Genomic DNA, 16570 nt, shown 5'->3' on the forward strand with positions numbered 1-16570 from the left:
GGGGTTCCAAAATGCCTTGAAACACTGGAGAACGGAATGGCCCCGCGCGCCTATTGGAAGGGAACGTTAAAGCTCTCGCTGGTCAGTTGCCCGGTCGTGCTTTATCCGGCGACCACCGCGGCCGAGAAGACGCGGTTTCACATGATCAACCGCGAGACCGGAAACCGGCTCAAGCAACAGATGGTGGATTCCGAAACCGGTGACGTGGTCGAGAGCGACCAGAAGGGACGCGGCTACGAGCTGCGCAAGGGCAAATATGTCGAGATCGAGCCGGAGGAGCTCGAGGCAGTCCAGATCGAGAGCAACCACACCATCGACATCGAGAGTTTCGTCCCGAGCGAGGAGATCGACCAGCGCTACCTCAACCACCCCTATTACGTCGCACCCGACGGCAAGGCCGCGATCGACGCCTTTGCCGTGATCCGCGATGCCATGAAGGATCAGGATCGCGTCGCGCTCGCAAAAATCGTGCTCACCAATCGCGAGCACATCATCGCGATCAAGCCGCTCGGCAAGGGCCTGCTGGGCACCACGCTGCGCTTTCCTTATGAGCTGCGCGAGGAAGACCAGTTCTTCGACGATATCAAGAGCCCGAAGATCACCAAGGACATGGTCGAGCTCGCCGGCCATATCCTCCACACCAAGGCCTCGCATTTCGACCCCAGCAAGTTCAAGGACGAGTACGAGACCGCGCTGAAGGCACTGGTGAAGCGCAAGGCCAGCGGCAAGAAGATCGAGCTGCCGGAGCCGGAAGAGCGGCCGAGCAACGTCGTCAGCCTGATGGACGCGCTGAAGCAGAGCTTGAAAGGGCGCGGCGGGAAAAAGACGGCGGCGAAGTCGAACGCGCGACGGACGACGGGGCGGCGGCAGGCGGCGAAGAAGACACACAGGTCGACAGCGCGGCAGAGGAAGGCGGGGTGACTGTGGTTATCGTAGGATAGGTAGAGCGAAGCGAAACCCATCCTACGGTTCTGCGGGGATCAATCTCCCGCCTTCAGCCGATAGCCGATCCCCGTCTCCGTCAGCACATATTGCGGACGCTCCGGATCGGCCTCGATCTTCTGGCGCAGCTGGCGGACGTAGACGCGCAGATATTGCGCGTCGGTCAGCTCGTCCCAGAGCTCCTTGAGCAGGAAGCGGTGGGTGAGCACCTTGCCGGCGTGCTGCACCAGCACGCGCAACAGGTCATATTCCTTCGGCGACAGCTTTATGTCGCGCTCGCCGAGCTTGACGATGCGGCGGACGAGATCAACCGAGAGATCACCGGTGCGGAATATCGGGCGTTCGCCCTGCACCTGAAGCTGATGGCGCAGTGCGGCGCGCAGGCGCGCCAACAGTTCGTCCATGCCGAACGGTTTGGTCAGATAATCGTCGGCGCCGAGATCGAGCGCCTGCACCTTGCCGGCCTCGTCGCCCCGGCTCGACAGCACCACGATCGGAACGCCCTCATTGCGAGCGCGAATGGTGCGCAGCAGCTCGTGGCCCTGGATATCGGGCAGACCGAGATCGAGGATGATCAGCGCGGGTTCCTCGCCGAGCTTCTCCAGCGCGGTCTTGCCGTTCGGCGCTTCCAGGATCTCATATCCCTGCGTCGTCAGTCCCATCCGCAGCAATTTGCGGATCGGCGGCTCGTCGTCGATGACCAGAACCTTGATCGGGGCGGCGCTCATGCGGCGGTATCCAATGCGTGGGTCTGTACCGGAACGGGCAGACGGATGGTGAGAACGGCGCCACTGCGGTCGCCGCGGTTGGCGGCCGAGATCGTGCCCCGCATCGCCTCGACGAAGCCGCGGGAGATGGCGAGCCCCAGCCCGGTCCCGGGACGGACATGGTCGCCCTTCTGCACGCGGTAGAACTTGTCGAACACGCTCTCGAGCTCGTCGGGCGGAATGCCGCCGCCTTCGTCGGCGATCTGAAGCACGACATGATCCCGCTCGCGCTGGCTACGGATTGCGATCGTCGTGTCGGGCGGCGAATATTTTGCGGCGTTGTCGAGCAGGTTGAACAGCACCTGCTCGAACAGCACGGCATCGAGCTGAAGCATCGGCAGATCGGCGGCCAGCACCAGCTCCACTTTGTGCGCCGTCAATATCTTGCTTGCCCGCCTCAACGCACTGCCGACGATCTCGCCGAGATCGTGCAGCGCCGTGTTGGGCACGATGGCGCCGGATTCGAGCTTGGTCATATCCAGCAGATTGGCGATGAAGCGGTTGAGACGCTCGGATTCGTCGATCACGGTAGCGAGCAGATCGCGCTTCTCGGTATCGGACAGTGCCCCGGCGAGATCGCGCATGGTCGAGGCCGCGCCGAGCACGGAGGCGAGCGGCGTCTTGAGGTCGTGCGAAATCGAGGTCAGCAGTGCCGAGCGCAGCCGCTCGGATTCGACGGTGCGCTTGACGCGATCGACGTCCTCGACCAGCAGCACGCGCTCGATAGCCAATGCGCCCTGGTCGACGAGTGCATCGAGCAGCCGGCGCTGGTCGGGGGTCAGCAGCGGCCCGGTACGATCATTGTCGATGCCGATGACGCCGATCGGACCGCGTCCGGTGCGCATCGGCAGGAACAACCGCTTGGCACCCGGCAGCGTATCCGAGCCGCGGCCGGCGGGACGATCGTTGCTCCAGGCCCAATTGGCGGCGGCAAGATCGGCCTGATCAAGATCATCCTCGGGCGGATAGCCGGATTTCACCGTGAGCAGGCCTTCCTCCGGCAGCAGCAGCACCACGCGGACCTTCAGCATCAGCGCGATCTGATAGGCGGTCGCCCACAGCACGTCATCGAGCGTGCCGGTGCCGGCGAGCTTGCGGCTGAAAGCATAGAGCTGCTCGGTTGTCCGGATACGGCCGATCGCGGTGTCGGCCTGGGTCCGGACCCGCCCCGCGACATTCGACACCACGAACGCGATCAGCATGAAGAAGAAGAACGCCGCGACGTTGGTCGGATCGGTGATGGTGAAGGTATAGACCGGCGGCAGGAAGAAGAAATTGTAGGCGAACGACGAGACGACGCTCGCAAGCATCGACGGCCACAGCCCGTAGCGCACGGCAACCGTCACCACGGCGGTGAGGAACATCAGGTCGACGTTCTCGATGCCGAAATACGGCTTGATGGCCACGGCGGCAGCAAGGCCGAGCGCAGAAATCCCGAGCGCCTTGAGATAGGGCCGGGCATCGAACGGGTCCGATCGCGCAGCCGTCTGCACCGCCGTTTTCGGCGCCGGCTGGTCGACGAGCTCCTCGCCGGGGATGACATGGACGCTGATGTTGCCGGCGCGGCGCACCAGATCGTGCACGACCGATCCACGTGTCATCTCGAACCAGCGCGAGCGGGTCGACTTGCCGATCACGATCTGGGTGACGTTGTTGCCTTGCGCGAAATTGATGACGTCGTCGGCAATGCGCCGGCCGACGGCCGGAATGGTCAGCGCCTCGCCGCCGAGCGCCTCGGCGAGCCGCAGCGTGTCGGCGAGGCGATCGCGCTCCTCGTCCGACAATTGCAGGGATCGCCGTGTCTCGATCGACACCGCGGTGAACGGCGCATGCAGCCGGTCGGCGAGCCGCTTCGTATAGCGCACCAGCCCGGCCGCGCGCGGATCCTCGCTGACACAGACCAGAATGCGTTCACCCGCGGCCCAGGGACCGGAGATGGCGTTCGCCTGCATGTGATTGAGAAGCTGCTCGTCGACGCGCTCGGCCGTTCGCCGCAGCGCAAGCTCGCGCAGCGCAGTCAGATTGCCCGGCGAGAAATAGTGGTCTAGGGCCCGCTCGGCTTGCCTCGGGACATAGACCTTGCCCTCCTTCAGCCGCTGGATCAGATCATCGGGCGTGAGGTCGATCAGCTCGATCGCGTCGGCACGGTCGAATACCGAATCCGGAACCGTCTCGCGCACCCGCACATGGGTGATCTGGGCGATGACGTCGTTCAGGCTCTCGATGTGCTGGATGTTGACCGCCGAATAGACGTCGATGCCGTGGGAGAGCAGCTCCTCGACGTCGAGATAGCGCTTGGGATGACGGCTGCCCGCCGCATTGGTGTGGGCGAGTTCGTCGACCAGAGCGATTTTCGGCCGCCGCGCGATCACGGCATCAAGGTCCATCTCCTCGACGATCTGGCCGCGGTAGTCGAGCCGCTTGCGCGGGATCACCTCGAGCCCGCGCACCAGCGCCTCGGTCTCGGCGCGGCCGTGGGTTTCGACGAAACCGACCACGACGTCGATGCCGGCCTTGCGCCTGGCGTGGGCGCTTAGCAGCATCTCGTAGGTTTTGCCGACGCCGGGGGCGGCGCCGACGAAGATCTTCAGCTTGCCGCTGACGCCCTCCTCCCGGCGCGCGGTCTCCAGCAGCGCCTCAGGCGACGGACGTTGTTCGGGATCGCGGCGCTCTCGGACCATTTTGCCAATATAATCATCGGGGCGCCGCGAGCCTAGACCGCTACTTCGCGGCCATGCGATCGAGCGCGAGGTTCAGCGCCAATACGTTAACACGGGGTTCGCCGAGCAGGCCGAGCAGACGGCCTTGGACGTTGGCCGCCACAAGCTGCTTCACCGCCTCTTCCGGCATATTCCGCGCCTTGGCGACGCGCGGCACCTGGAATTGCGCGGCTTCCGGCGAGATGTCGGGGTCGAGGCCGCTGGCCGAGGTCGTGACTAGATCCTCGGGGACAGCAGCGTTGGGGTTCTCCGCCTTCAGCTTGTCCACGTCCTCCTTCAGCCGGTCGGCCAGCGCCTTGCTGGTGGGGCCGAGATTGGAGCCGCCGGAGTTGGCGGCGTTGTAGGGCGCCGAGACCGTCTTGGTCGAATCATTCGGGTCCGGCGCCAGCGTCGCCGAGGGGCGGCCGTGGAAATATTTGTCGTCCTTGAATTCCTGCCCGATCAGGGCGGAGCCGACCACCTTGCCATCCCTCTCGATCAGGCTTCCTTGCGCCTGCGCGGGAAAGATCGCGCCGGCAATGGCTGTCATCGCGAGCGGATAGGCCAGGCCCGTGATGGCGGTGAGCACCAGCAACAGGACGATGGCGGGCCGGATTTCTCTGAGCATGTTAGGTCTCCTATGTCTTCCGTCATTGCGAGCGAAGAAGCCTGCCCCTCACCCTGAGGAGCCGCGCCTGCGCGGCGTCTCGAAGGGCGAGGCCACCGGCCGGGCCTTCATCCTTCGAGACGCGCGTTCCGCGCTCCTCAGGATGAGGGTCTGGCAGGATCGCCTCGTCGCTCGCTTTGACATTTCAAGCCAGGTGCAAGGCAACAACGACGAGATCGATCGCCTTGATGCCGATGAAGGGAATGACGATGCCGCCGAGGCCGTAGACCAGGAGGTTGCGGCGAAGCAGCGCGCCAGCACCGACCGCACGATAGGCAACGCCCTTCAGAGCGAGCGGGATCAACCCGATGATGACGAGCGCGTTGAAGATAATCGCCGACAGGATGGCGCTCTGCGGGCTCGACAGGTTCATGACGTTGAGCACATTGAGCTGCGGGTAGAACGCCAGGAACATCGCGGGGATGATGGCGAAATACTTGGCGACGTCGTTGGCGATCGAGAACGTCGTCAGCGCCCCGCGCGTCATCAGCAGCTGCTTGCCGATCTCGACCACCTCGATCAGCTTGGTCGGGTTGGAATCGAGGTCGACCATGTTGCCGGCCTCGCGGGCGGCCTGGGTGCCGGTGTTCATGGCGACACCGACGTCGGCCTGCGCGAGCGCCGGCGCGTCGTTGGTGCCGTCGCCGCACATGGCAACCAGCTTGCCCTTGGCCTGCTCGTCGCGGATCAGCTTGAGCTTGTCCTCCGGAGTTGCCTGTGCCAGGAAATCGTCGACGCCCGCCTCCGCCGCGATCGCCGCGGCCGTCATCGGGTTGTCGCCCGTGATCATGACGGTGCGGATGCCCATGCGGCGCAGCTCCGCAAACCGCTCGCGGATGCCGCCCTTGACGATGTCCTTGAGCTGGATCACGCCGAGCAGCTTGCCGTCCCTGGCGACCGCCAGCGGCGTGCCGCCGGCCTTCGAGATCTCGTCAGCAATGGCCTGGACCTCGCGGCCGATGTCCGAGAGCCCGGCGGGCTGAAGCGCGCGCGCGGTGTTGCCGGAGGCAACGGCCAGCGGTGCGCCGCCGCCGACATAGTTGAGCATGGCATCGACCGCGCCCTTGCGCACCGACGAGCCGCCGGCATCGACGCCGCTCATGCGGGTCTGCGCCGTGAACGGAATGAAGGTGGCGCCAAGCTCGGCCATGTCGCGGCCGCGGATGCCGTATTTCTCCTTGGCCAGAACGACGATGGAGCGACCTTCCGGGGTCTCGTCGGCAAGCGAGGCGAGCTGGGCTGCGTCCGCGAGCTCCTGCTCGGTGACGCCGCGCACGGGACGGAATGCAGTCGCCTGGCGGTTGCCGAGCGTGATCGTGCCGGTCTTGTCGAGCAGCAGCGTATCGACGTCACCGGCGGCCTCGACCGCGCGGCCGGACATCGCCAGTACGTTGAAGCGCACCAGGCGGTCCATGCCGGCGATGCCGATCGCCGACAGCAGCGCGCCGATCGTCGTCGGGATCAGCGTCACGAACAGCGCGACCAGCACGATCACCGAGATCGAGCCGCCAGCATACGCCGCATAGCTCGGAATGGTGACGGTGGCGAACACGAAGATGATGGTGAGACCGGCGAGCAGGATGTTGAGCGCGATCTCGTTCGGCGTCTTTGCGCGCTCGGCGCCCTCGACCAGCTTGATCATGCGGTCGATGAAGGTCGAGCCTTGCGCCGCCGTGATGCGGACACGGATCCAGTCGGACAGCACCTGCGTGCCGCCTGTCACGGCCGAGCGGTCGCCGCCGGATTCGCGGATCACGGGCGCGGATTCACCGGTGATGGCGGCTTCGTTGACCGAAGCCACACCCTCGATCACCTCGCCGTCGGACGGGATGGTATCGCCCGCCTCGACCAGCACGATGTCGCCGACCTTCAGGCTGGTGCCCGGCACCAGCTTGAACGCCTGGCCGGCGCCGGTCAGCAGCTTGGCCTGGCTCTCGGTGCGGGTCTTGCGCAGCGAATCGGCCTGCGCCTTGCCGCGGCCTTCGGCCACCGCTTCGGCGAAATTGGCGAACAGCACCGTGAACCAGAGCCAGAGGATGATCTGGAAGGTGAAGCCGAGATTTGCGCCGCCGGTCACAACATCGCGCAGGAAAATAACGGTGGTGAGCGCGGCCACGATCTCGACCACGAACATCACGGGGTTCTTGACCATCAGCCGCGGGTCGAGCTTGGTGAAGGAGGCGCGGATCGCGGGCACGACGATCTTGGGGTCGAGCATTGCCGAGACGGAGGCGCGTTTTTGCAGTTTCATCGTTTCCATGGAGGTCACTCCAAACCCATCAGAAGACTGTCGATCAGAACATTTTTCGATCAGAACACTTGGCCGGCGTTCATCGCGAGATGCTCGACGATCGGACCGAGCGCGAGCGCCGGGAAGAAGGTCAGGCCGCCGATGATCAGGATCACGCCGACGACGAGGCCGACGAACAGTCCGCCCGTGGTCGGGAACGTGCCCGCCGACGGCGGGATCGATTTCTTGGCAGCCAGCGAGCCCGCGATCGCCATCGCCGGGACGATCATGAAGAAGCGGCCGACGAACATCGCGCTGGCGAGCGTGAGGTTGTAGAACAAGGTGTTGCCGGTGAGGCCCGCAAAGGCCGAGCCGTTATTGCCGGTCGCCGAGGTGAAGGCGTAGAGCACCTCGGTGAAGCCGTGCGGGCCGGCATTCGCCATGGAGGCGACCGCCGCCGGATAGACCACGCCGACCGCGGTCCAGCCGAGATACATCAGCGGCAGCACCAGGATCGCGAGCATCGCCATTTTGACCTCGCGCGCCTCGATCTTCTTGCCGACATATTCCGGCGTGCGGCCGACCATCAGGCCGGCGACGAAGATCGCGAGCACGACGAACAGCAGCATGCCGTAGAGACCGGCGCCGACGCCGCCGATGATGATTTCGCCGAGCTGCATGTTGATCAGCGGAATCATGCCGCCAAGCGCGGTGAAGCTGTCATGCATGGCATTGACGGCGCCGCAGGACGCGGCCGTCGTGATCACGGCGAACAGGGAGGACGCGACGATGCCGAAGCGAACCTCCTTGCCTTCCATGTTGCCGCCGGTCAGGCCCAGCGCATGCATGGTCGAGGTGCCGTTGGCTTCCGCCGAATAGGTGACGGCAACGCCGGCGAGGAACAGCACGCCCATCACGGCGAGGATCGCCCAGCCCTGGCGCTGGTTGCCGACCATGCGGCCGAACACGTTGGTCATGGCCGCGCCGATCAGGAAGATCGACAGCATCTGCACGAAGTTCGACAGCGCCGTCGGGTTCTCGAAGGGATGCGCGGCGTTGGCATTGAAGAAGCCGCCGCCATTGGTGCCCAGCATCTTGATCGCGACCTGCGAGGCAACCGGGCCGACCGCGATGGTCTGCTTGGCGCCTTCGAGCGTCGTCGCCTCGACGTAATCACCGAGTGTCTGCGGGATGCCCTGCCAGACCAGGAACAGGCAGTAGACGACGCAGATCGGCAGCAGCACGTAGAGCGTCGTGCGGGTGACGTCGACCCAGAAATTGCCGACCGTGCGCATCGAGGCGCGCGAGAAGCCGCGAATCAGGGCCACCGCCAGCGCGATGCCGGTTGCCGCCGACAGGAAGTTCTGGTGCGTCAGGCCGAGCATCTGCACGAGATAGGACACCGTGCTCTCGCCGCCGTAGTTCTGCCAGTTGGTGTTGGTGATGAAGGAGATCGCGGTGTTGAAGGAGAGATCCTGGGCCACCGCCGACTGCCCGGCAGGATTGAACGGCAGCACGGCCTGAAGCCGCATCACGCCGTAGATGATGAGGAAGCCGCCGACGTGAAAAAGCAGCATCGCGACCGTGTAGGTCAGCCAATGCTGCTCGCGCTTCTCGTCGACGCCGGAGAACCAGTAGATCCCCGCCTCGATCGGCCGCAGCACCGGCGACATAAACGTCCGCTCGCCGTTGAACACGGCCGTCATGTACCCGCCGAGCGGCTTGGTGAGCGCGACGATAATGACGCAAAAGAGAATGATCTGGAGCCAACCGATCATGGTCATGGAATCAACCCTTCAGGCTTGGTGCCGGGCGCAAAAGCGGCAGGAGCAACGTCAGCAGGCAGGCGACCAGCACGGCGTCCGCCAGCAGCAATTCGACAAGGAGCAGCACGGCTCAGAACCGTTCCGGCCGCAGGAGTGCATAGGTGAGATAGATCAGGAGGCCGAACGAGACGGCGCCGGCGAGCGCATAATCGAAAATCATGGTCCGCTCCCTCACAGCCGTTCGCAGGCATAGGTGTAGCCGATCGCAAGGGCAAAGAAGACGAAGCCCAGCGCCAGCATCAGGATGTCCATCATGGGATTGCTCCTCATTGCGCCCTCATGTCCGGCGCAACTGCTTCTCGGGGACCCGGCGAAGCTCGATGGAAACGCAGGCGCATTTCCACAACCGCCAGTCGGGACTTTTGACCGTGCTGAAATGCCAGCACAGGCATAGGTTTTCGAGATGAGGCCTATGGCGAAGATATAGGAATCTCATAAAGGCTGGGGCCAGTGCCTGCCCGCACGGAGCTGTCGTCCCCGTGTCCGCGGGGACGACAGAAGGGGAATTGGCCGCACGTTGCGCCCCCTCGCGCACTCCCATCGTCACTTATGAAATCACTATATCTCCCGCCCCGTCCCCATCTCGTTTTCAAATGCACTTTTGGCCATCTTGGAGAGGCCGGCCGACTGACCGACGCCAACTCCAGGAGGCCTGACATGACCGCCGCTCTCCGACGTCTTTCCCGACCTTCCCTCAACCAGCGCCTTCGCGCGGCGCCAGTGATGACGCGGTCGCTGATGCTCGATGTCATCGATCACACCTGCCGGCGCTTTCCCTCGCTCGGGCAAAGCGAGCGCACCGCGCGCGTGATGCGTTTCGTCGATGCGGAGGCCTGGACCGATGCCGCGCTGGCGCTGATGGAGCTCGAGCTGCCGCTGTGGCAGGTTCGCCGCATCGCCTATGACGAAGGCGAGTGGCATTGTGCGCTGTCGCGCGAGCGCGAGCTGCCGGATTGGCTCGACGCCGCGGTCGAAGCCCGGCATGCCGACCTCGCCCTGGCATTGCTGTCGGCCTTCATCGAGGTCAAGGCACTGGCCGTGGAGGTTTCACGGCCAAGCGTCCCCACCGTGCGCCCAACCCTGGACGCTCTCTACGAGCCGGTTGCTTGCGAGAATTTCAGCTAAGCCAGCCTGACAGGTTCGCGCCTTGCCGCAATCTTCGGACATATCGCGGGGCCCGAGCCCTGCTCGGGTGATCGCGCGCTTTGCCGTCCGCATCGCGCTGCTCGCCGCCTTTGCCGCCTTCGGCAGCGTCGGCTTCGGGCGGAGCCTCGCCGCCCTGCTCTGGATGTCGATCATTCTGTGCGCCCTCGCCGGCCTCGTCAGGCGCGAGCCGCTGTTCGGTGCCGTCCTCAATCATTGGGACGAAGGCGTCGCCTTCGGCGCACTGTTCGCACTGGTTCATGTCGTCAACGAACTGGCCTGAACATCAGGCTTTATGACGTTCCTATGCGATCACCGCACGGCCTCACTCGAAATCATATTCGCTTGAAAAGATATTGATCGGGTGGCCGCGGGACATGCGCCCCGCGACCTTCGTCAATCGGAAGGAATAGATCCGTGAAACTCGTCGAACCTCCCTCGTCGTGCAGCTCGCCCTCGACCATAGTCTTCATCGGCAAGAACCGGCGGGGACAATGGGTCGCCCAGGAACAGAACGGCCTCTATGGCGGCCTGTTCGTCAACCGCGCGCAGGCGATCAAATACGCGCTGTTCGAAAACGGCCAGCATCCCGAAACCATCGTCGAGCTGCCGCGCGAGATCGAGCTCGACATGGGCAGAAGGCCCGATGCCGCCGCGCCCAAGCGCGCCGCCTGAACCCCTCAGGCAAAAGCCATGTTCATCCCGCCCTCCGCCTGGTTCACCGGGTTCATTCCGGACCTGCCGACACCGTTCGATTCGTCCGACGCGATCGACCTGAAGGCGTTCGCCGCGCTCTGCGAGCGCCAGATCGCCGCCGGCGTCCCCGCGCTCGTGGTCTGCGAGACGGCAGGCGAAGCGCCAACGCTCTCGCCGGCCGAGCAGGAGCTGGTCATTCGCGCCGCGGTCGATGTCGCCCGCGGCCGTGTTCGGATCATCGCCGGCGTGGTGTCGAATTCAACGAGCCACGCCGTCGAGCTCGCGCGGCGCGCGGAAGCCGCCGGAGCCGATGCAATCATGTCGGTGGTCCCCGCCTACAACAAGCCGATGCAGGAGGGGATGCTCGCGCACTTCCGCAGCCTTGCCGGCTCGGTCGGCCTGCCCGTGATCCTGCACGATACTCCCTCCCGCACACTGCGACCGCTCGCCGACGAGACGCTTCTGCGCCTCGTCGAATCCCGCCAGTTCGTGGGTCTGCGCGACGGAAGCCATGACATCACCCGCCCGATGCGGCTGTCCCGCCACCTGCCTGCCGGCTTTCGCTGTCTCTCCGGCGACGACAGCACCGCCTTCGGCTTCATCGCGGACGGCGGCGATGGCGCGATCTCGGAGATATCCAACATCGCGCCGGATCTCTGCCGGACGATCTTCTCACATGTCAGGCAGGGCCGGCTGCAATCCGCCCGCTACCTCGACAAGCGGCTGATGCCGCTCATCGCGTGCCTCGCCAAGGAGAGCCCGGCGGCGCTCAAATTCGCCCTGAGCATGCTTGGCTTGATGCAGCCGGACACGCGGCTGCCGATCGTGCCGCTGGACGCTCCCGCTCGCGCGGAGGTCGTCCGGGCGTTCGCTGCGCTCTCCGATGAAGAGCTGATCGACAGCGTCGGTGCCTGACGTTTCGGGTTCGATCGGATCTCGCATGAGCTCACCGCCGTCAGCCGATGGACATCACAGGCTGCTCTGTGCCTGGCAATTGGCGCTGCTGCGCTTTGCCGTCACGCTGGACGATTGCGACCGGGTGAATGTCGTCGCACTTGCCGGAGAACTCGATCGCCTCGACCGGCGCAACGCGGATGACTCACTCCACTTCTTCCGCCGATCCAGCTCCCGGCTCTGCGCAGCTATCCGTGGCGAGGGAGAGAACGCGACAGCGGTCCTGGACCGCTTCTGTGGTGAGATCAACGAGCCGCGGCTGCGGCTGGCTTTTGCATCGGCCGTCGGAATCTTGCGTTCGGATCCTGCCCCGCCCGAAGTTCGTCCGAAGCGCAACCGCGACCTGTTCAGAGGGCTTCCGACGCGACGGACGGCATCTTTATGAGATTCCTATGCGGCGAGCCCGGCGCGCATCTCGCAATCCTACGCGCTCATGGCCATCATTCGGGGCAGATTGCGGCGGCCTCGGCCACCGCCATGCTGACGAAGGAATATCGAGATGTCGATGCTGACTCACGGCCTTGAACACTCCGTTGACCTGGCCCCTGCGCGGATCTCGCCGGAGCGCAAGGCCCGGCTCAAGCGTGTCGCGCTCGGCGCACTGACCGTGCTCACGATGGGCAGCGTGCTCACAGCGCTGATCGCGCTGAGGACCACGATCTATGTCTGGCACCTTCTCCCCTAACGGGCATGGGAGACCATCATGACCTTGCAGATGTGTGAAGAGGCCGCCATGGCCGCGATCGCCCTTCAAGCCACCCGTCGCCGGCCTGACGCGCAACAGGCGACGGCACTCAAGCCGCTCGACCCCGATGTCGTCAGCGCCGCCATCCCCGCCTTCTTCATCGGACGCAACGGCGCGGGCCTCTGGGTCGCTCGCGAAGCGAATGGGCGCGTCGGCGGTCTGTTCCTGTTCAAGAGCTCGGCGGTCGACTTCGCCAACCGGCAGAGCGGGCTGACGCGGTGCGCACTCGTATTCCCCGCCGAGACCTTTGAGCTCGACATCGAGAACCGCGGCAATCCCCTGATCGTGTTGGCAGATGGAGCCAGGCGGCTTTTTGCGCGCATCGCCGCAAGGCTACGGCCATGATCGAGCTCAAGATCGGCATCCTGGTTGCATTGATGTGCGCGCTGCTGCTCGGCATGCGCATCACCGCGGCCACGGCCTCGGACAGGTAGCATGCAGCTCCTCAAGGGAAATCTGGAGCAGGCGGTCACCACGACGATCCTGACCATGACGCTGAGCCTGATCTGGGGAGCAGTCCTGACGCTCGTGATCACGCTGCTTGCGCGCGGTCTGGGAGTTTAGAACCCGGCACATCGATCGACGATGGTGCCTACGCGGCGAGCAACCGGACGCACAGCGCGGTCGCGGTGCCCGCCGGAGGCCGCGTATCCCCGCGGAAAAGACCTGAGCGAAAGGCCGGGCCGATCTGGCGCAATTTCACGGAACCGTGTAGAGCGGTTTCATGAGCACAAGCAGCGTCAACGTCGTCGCCCACCCCCTGGTCCAGCACAAGCTCTCCCTGATGCGAGAGAAGGACCGCTCGACCAAGAGCTTTCGCGAGATCCTGAACGAGATCGGGATGCTGCTCGGCTACGAGGTGACGCGCGACCTGCCGCTGGAGCTGGTGGACATCGAGACGCCGATCTCGCCGATGCTGGCGCCGAAGATCGCCGGCAAGAAGCTCACGTTGGCGCCGATCCTGCGCGCCGGCGTCGGCTTCCTCGACGGCATGCTGGCGCTGATGCCCTCGGCGCGCATCGCCCATATCGGGCTCTACCGCGATCCCGAAACCTTGCAGGCCGTGGAATATTACTTCAAGGCGCCGCAGGACCTGTCCGACCGCACCGTGATCCTGATGGACCCGATGCTGGCGACCGGTAACTCCGCCTGCGCCGGCGCCTCCCTGCTCAAGGCGCGCGGCGCCCGCGACATCCGTTTCGTCTGCCTGCTGGCCGCGCCCGAGGGCATCGCGCAGTTCCAGAGCGAGCATCCCGACGTGCCGGTCTGGACCGCCGCGATCGACGAGCGGCTCAATGACCACGGCTACATCGTACCGGGCCTTGGCGACGCCGGCGACCGGATGTTCGGCACCAAGTAGACAGGTTTGCGCGATCGGGTTAGTCCGGTTGCCATGAGCGCCAACCCATTTTCGCTTCAATCGCTGATCGGCACCGAACCCACGTCCGATCCCGCCTTCGTGTTCGACGGCACGCCAGCCTCACGCGCCGAGTTTTCACGGAAGGTCGAGCAGACCGCCGCCTGGCTCGCGGCTCAGGGCATCGGCAAGGGCGACGTGGTCGCGGTCTGGCTGGTCAACCGGATCGAATGGATCGCGCTGCTGTTCGCTGCCGCCCGCTGTGGCGCGATCGTCGCCGCGGTCAATACGCGCTACCGCAGCGCCGAGGTCGCGCATCTGCTCAAGGTCTCTGGCGCCAGGCTGATGGTGGTCGAGGCCGCCTTCCGCTCGATCGATTTTGCCGCCATCCTCGCCGACGTGGCCAGGGACGAGGTTCCGGCGCTGCGGGAGCTCGCAGTGGTTGGCGCGGATACGATCCCCGCACACTGGCCCTGCGTGCGCTTCGACGCCTTCGACAAGGCATATCCACCAGCCCCGCCACCCCAGGACGATGTCGACCTGCCCGTGCTGCTCTACACCACGTCCGGCACGACCAAGGGACCGAAACTCGTCGCGCATTCGCAGCGGACGCTGGCCACGCACGCCACCTCCGTCGCCAAGGCGCTGAACCTCTCGCCGCAGCGTCATTCGCTGCTGGCCATGCTGCCATTCTGCGGCACCTTCGGCATGACGAGCCTGCTCGGCTTCATCGCCGCGGGTGCGACCGTCCATGCGCTCGACGCCTTCGAGGCGGCACCGGCGCTCAAAATCCTCAACGAGCACGAGATCACCCACTCGTTCGGCTCCGATGAGATGTTCCGCCGCATCCTCGCGCTCACCGATGTGCCGCGGCCGTTCCCGCATCTCGAGATCTGCGGCTTCGCCGCGTTCCAGCCCGGCTGGCGCGAGCTCGCCGTAGAGGCCGAGGCGCGCGGCATGAAGCTGTTCGGCCTCTACGGGTCGAGCGAGGTGCAGGCCCTGTTCTCGATCGCCCGCGTCAGTGACGCCTTCGCCGACCGCATCGAGGGCGGCGGCTGGCCGATGTCCCCCGACACGAAGGTGCGCGTGCGCGACACCGAAACCGGCGAGCTCGCGGCCCAAGGCGTCGCCGGCGAGATCGAGATCAGCGCGCCCTCGTGCTTCCTCGGCTATTTCAACAACCCGGACGCAACGCGCGATGCGATCACAGCCGACGGCTTCTTCCGCACCGGTGACATCGGCCATCTCCGCGGCGACGGCGCCTTCGTCTACGAGACCCGCGCGGGCGACGCCATGCGGCTCGGCGGCTTCCTGGTCGCGCCCGGCGAGATCGAGGACGAGCTCAAATCCTGCACGGGAGTGGCCGACGCCCAGGTCGTCGCGGTCGATCTGAAGGGGACCGCACGCTGCGTCGCCTTCGTGATCCCGCACCAGGAACCACCGCAGCAGGAGGCGCTGACTGCGCGCCTTCGCGAGCGGCTCGCCGGCTACAAGGTCCCGGCACGGATCTACGTCGTGGATGCCTTCCCGGTCACCGACAGCGCCAATGGCGTGAAGATCCAGCGCGCCCGGCTACGCGACATGGCGATGGAACGGATCGCTTCCGAATAGGCCGGCCTATTTCAGGTAGCTCGCCAGATTGATGCTCAGGATCTTGGCGAGCGCCGAATAGGACGCCGTGAGCTGCGCCTGATAGGTCGACAGCTGCGCCGTGATGGCGGCGACGTCGACGCCGGTAAGGTCGTTTGACAGCGTCTCGGCATAGCTCTTGTAGTCGGTCTGGCGCGAGCTCGCCGTCTCGATCGAAGACGCGTTGTTCGACAGCTTGGCCTGCACCGCCGCGGTGTCGTCGAGCGCCGTGCCGGCAAGATCGAGCGCGCTGGTGATATCCGAGGACGACAGCGAGGTGCTGTTGGCCACGAATTTGAGCACCCGCATCACCTCCTCGAACGCCGAATTGTCGGCGGTGATGCCGTAAGACACCGTCTCGTCGGCGGCGACCCGCACCGAGGCGATCTCGTCGTCGCCGTTGTAGTAGCTGGTGTCGGTCGTGGTCAGGGAGCCGGTACCGGACGCGAAGCTCGTGAGATCGACCGGCGCGGTGTCGGTCTTGCCGCCGGCGAACACATACTGGCCGTCATATTGCGTGTTCATCAGCGAACCCATCTCCTCCAGCATCTGCTGGGCGGTGGTGATCACCGAATTCGTCTCGGTCGAGCTGCCGGTCGAGGCCGCGCTGAGCTGGGAGCGGAGCTGCGTGAGGATGTCGGTCATCGATCCGATCGCCGAATACATCACCTGGACCTTGCTGTCGGCGAGCGTCGCGGCATCGATATAGGATTGCGCGCGAGTCACCGAGACCTGGAGATTGACGACATGCTGCGCATCCGACCCATAACCGCCGAAATCGCTCGAGATCACGCCCGACGATTCCTGGATCTGCTTGTTGGCCATGACCGTCTCCACGCGCATCGCGTCGGCGATCATCTTGTTCGACTGCGCGAAGGTGGCGACCCGCATCGCGACCATGAGCCCGCTCCCGGC

Annotated in this window: 18 protein-coding genes; 11 read left to right on the plus strand and 7 right to left on the minus strand. The window is 65.2% G+C overall.

The genetic code is table 11. The features are described from left to right. Window positions 1-36 precede the first annotated feature (36 nt). A complete protein-coding gene (locus NLM25_RS36345) occupies window positions 37-921 on the plus strand; it encodes a Ku protein (RefSeq protein ID WP_254140094.1) in 885 nt (294 codons plus the stop codon). A 59-nt stretch (window positions 922-980) separates the two neighbouring features. On the opposite strand, the gene NLM25_RS36350 is transcribed toward NLM25_RS36345, so the two are convergent. The 6 genes from NLM25_RS36350 to NLM25_RS36375 form a co-directional block, all read right to left on the minus strand. Next, on the minus strand, window positions 981-1670 hold the full coding sequence (locus tag NLM25_RS36350) for a response regulator (protein ID WP_254122657.1): 690 nt from the start codon (window positions 1668-1670) through the stop codon (window positions 981-983). Continuing rightward, window positions 1667-4390, minus strand: a complete 2724-nt coding sequence (locus NLM25_RS36355) for a sensor histidine kinase KdpD (protein ID WP_254140095.1) — start codon at window positions 4388-4390, stop codon at window positions 1667-1669. Before NLM25_RS36355 ends, NLM25_RS36350 begins: the two co-directional genes overlap by 4 nt. A 40-nt stretch (window positions 4391-4430) precedes the next feature. Further along, complete coding sequence (locus NLM25_RS36360) at window positions 4431-5036, minus strand: K(+)-transporting ATPase subunit C (protein ID WP_254140096.1); 606 nt, start codon at window positions 5034-5036, stop codon at window positions 4431-4433. A 184-nt stretch (window positions 5037-5220) separates the two neighbouring features. Further along, a complete protein-coding gene (gene kdpB, locus NLM25_RS36365) occupies window positions 5221-7335 on the minus strand; it encodes a potassium-transporting ATPase subunit KdpB (protein ID WP_254140097.1) in 2115 nt (704 codons plus the stop codon). A 50-nt stretch (window positions 7336-7385) separates the two neighbouring features. Beyond that, window positions 7386-9089: a potassium-transporting ATPase subunit KdpA gene (gene kdpA, locus NLM25_RS36370; protein WP_254140098.1), complete on the minus strand. Its 1704-nt coding sequence runs from the start codon at window positions 9087-9089 to the stop codon at window positions 7386-7388. A 112-nt stretch (window positions 9090-9201) separates the two neighbouring features. Beyond that, window positions 9202-9291 (minus strand): K(+)-transporting ATPase subunit F, encoded by a 90-nt coding sequence (locus tag NLM25_RS36375; RefSeq protein ID WP_035698142.1) that lies wholly within the window; start codon window positions 9289-9291, stop codon window positions 9202-9204. 497 nt (window positions 9292-9788) lie between these two features. Here NLM25_RS36375 and NLM25_RS36380 point away from each other — a divergent pair, with 497 nt between their 5' ends. The 10 genes from NLM25_RS36380 to NLM25_RS36420 all read left to right on the plus strand — a co-directional run bounded on the left by NLM25_RS36380 (window position 9789) and on the right by NLM25_RS36420 (window position 15637). Then, window positions 9789-10256, plus strand: coding sequence for a hypothetical protein (locus NLM25_RS36380; RefSeq protein WP_254140099.1), 468 nt, complete (start codon window positions 9789-9791; stop codon window positions 10254-10256). Between the two features lie 22 nt (window positions 10257-10278). Next, complete coding sequence (locus NLM25_RS36385) at window positions 10279-10557, plus strand: hypothetical protein (protein ID WP_254140100.1); 279 nt, start codon at window positions 10279-10281, stop codon at window positions 10555-10557. Between the two features lie 134 nt (window positions 10558-10691). Beyond that, a complete protein-coding gene (locus NLM25_RS36390; RefSeq protein ID WP_254122664.1) occupies window positions 10692-10949 on the plus strand; it encodes a hypothetical protein in 258 nt (85 codons plus the stop codon). Window positions 10950-10967: 18 nt separating this feature from the next. Next, window positions 10968-11885 (plus strand): 4-hydroxy-tetrahydrodipicolinate synthase, encoded by a 918-nt coding sequence (gene dapA / locus NLM25_RS36395; RefSeq protein ID WP_254140101.1) that lies wholly within the window; start codon window positions 10968-10970, stop codon window positions 11883-11885. A gap of 25 nt (window positions 11886-11910) precedes the next feature. Next, window positions 11911-12309 carry a hypothetical protein gene (locus tag NLM25_RS36400; protein ID WP_254140102.1) on the plus strand — a complete coding sequence of 133 codons (399 nt, stop codon included), beginning with the start codon at window positions 11911-11913 and terminating at the stop codon, window positions 12307-12309. A gap of 114 nt (window positions 12310-12423) precedes the next feature. Beyond that, window positions 12424-12609: a hypothetical protein gene (locus NLM25_RS36405; protein ID WP_254140103.1), complete on the plus strand. Its 186-nt coding sequence runs from the start codon at window positions 12424-12426 to the stop codon at window positions 12607-12609. Between the two features lie 18 nt (window positions 12610-12627). After that, complete coding sequence (locus NLM25_RS36410) at window positions 12628-13014, plus strand: hypothetical protein (protein ID WP_254140104.1); 387 nt, start codon at window positions 12628-12630, stop codon at window positions 13012-13014. Window positions 13015-13104: 90 nt separating this feature from the next. Then, window positions 13105-13233 (plus strand): hypothetical protein, encoded by a 129-nt coding sequence (locus tag NLM25_RS44010; RefSeq protein ID WP_256570789.1) that lies wholly within the window; start codon window positions 13105-13107, stop codon window positions 13231-13233. A 160-nt stretch (window positions 13234-13393) separates the two neighbouring features. Then, window positions 13394-14029 carry a uracil phosphoribosyltransferase gene (gene upp, locus NLM25_RS36415; protein ID WP_254140105.1) on the plus strand — a complete coding sequence of 212 codons (636 nt, stop codon included), beginning with the start codon at window positions 13394-13396 and terminating at the stop codon, window positions 14027-14029. 33 nt (window positions 14030-14062) lie between these two features. After that, window positions 14063-15637 carry an AMP-binding protein gene (locus tag NLM25_RS36420; protein WP_254140106.1) on the plus strand — a complete coding sequence of 525 codons (1575 nt, stop codon included), beginning with the start codon at window positions 14063-14065 and terminating at the stop codon, window positions 15635-15637. 6 nt (window positions 15638-15643) lie between these two features. Here NLM25_RS36420 and NLM25_RS36425 read toward each other — a convergent pair whose 3' ends face one another. Next, complete coding sequence (locus tag NLM25_RS36425) at window positions 15644-16555, minus strand: flagellin (RefSeq protein ID WP_254140107.1); 912 nt, start codon at window positions 16553-16555, stop codon at window positions 15644-15646. Window positions 16556-16570 lie beyond the last annotated feature (15 nt).

Source organism: Bradyrhizobium sp. CCGB01 (assembly GCF_024199795.1).
Taxonomy (GTDB): domain Bacteria; phylum Pseudomonadota; class Alphaproteobacteria; order Rhizobiales; family Xanthobacteraceae; genus Bradyrhizobium.

Bases quoted from the DNA above. Each gene is read 5' to 3' on its own strand.
- NLM25_RS36345 (WP_254140094.1), top strand. From the start codon at position 37: ATGGCCCCGCGCGCCTATTGGAAGGGAACGTTAAAGCTCTCGCTGGTC.
- NLM25_RS36350 (WP_254122657.1), bottom strand. From the start codon at position 1,670: ATGAGCGCCGCCCCGATCAAGGTTCTGGTCATCGACGACGAGCCGCCG.
- NLM25_RS36355 (WP_254140095.1), bottom strand. From the start codon at position 4,390: ATGGTCCGAGAGCGCCGCGATCCCGAACAACGTCCGTCGCCTGAGGCG.
- NLM25_RS36360 (WP_254140096.1), bottom strand. From the start codon at position 5,036: ATGCTCAGAGAAATCCGGCCCGCCATCGTCCTGTTGCTGGTGCTCACC.
- kdpB (WP_254140097.1), bottom strand. From the start codon at position 7,335: ATGGAAACGATGAAACTGCAAAAACGCGCCTCCGTCTCGGCAATGCTC.
- kdpA (WP_254140098.1), bottom strand. From the start codon at position 9,089: ATGACCATGATCGGTTGGCTCCAGATCATTCTCTTTTGCGTCATTATC.
- NLM25_RS36375 (WP_035698142.1), bottom strand. From the start codon at position 9,291: ATGATTTTCGATTATGCGCTCGCCGGCGCCGTCTCGTTCGGCCTCCTG.
- NLM25_RS36380 (WP_254140099.1), top strand. From the start codon at position 9,789: ATGACCGCCGCTCTCCGACGTCTTTCCCGACCTTCCCTCAACCAGCGC.
- dapA (WP_254140101.1), top strand. From the start codon at position 10,968: ATGTTCATCCCGCCCTCCGCCTGGTTCACCGGGTTCATTCCGGACCTG.
- NLM25_RS36400 (WP_254140102.1), top strand. From the start codon at position 11,911: ATGAGCTCACCGCCGTCAGCCGATGGACATCACAGGCTGCTCTGTGCC.
- NLM25_RS36405 (WP_254140103.1), top strand. From the start codon at position 12,424: ATGTCGATGCTGACTCACGGCCTTGAACACTCCGTTGACCTGGCCCCT.
- NLM25_RS36410 (WP_254140104.1), top strand. From the start codon at position 12,628: ATGACCTTGCAGATGTGTGAAGAGGCCGCCATGGCCGCGATCGCCCTT.
- NLM25_RS44010 (WP_256570789.1), top strand. From the start codon at position 13,105: ATGCAGCTCCTCAAGGGAAATCTGGAGCAGGCGGTCACCACGACGATC.
- upp (WP_254140105.1), top strand. From the start codon at position 13,394: ATGAGCACAAGCAGCGTCAACGTCGTCGCCCACCCCCTGGTCCAGCAC.
- NLM25_RS36420 (WP_254140106.1), top strand. From the start codon at position 14,063: ATGAGCGCCAACCCATTTTCGCTTCAATCGCTGATCGGCACCGAACCC.
- NLM25_RS36425 (WP_254140107.1), bottom strand. From the start codon at position 16,555: ATGGTCGCGATGCGGGTCGCCACCTTCGCGCAGTCGAACAAGATGATC.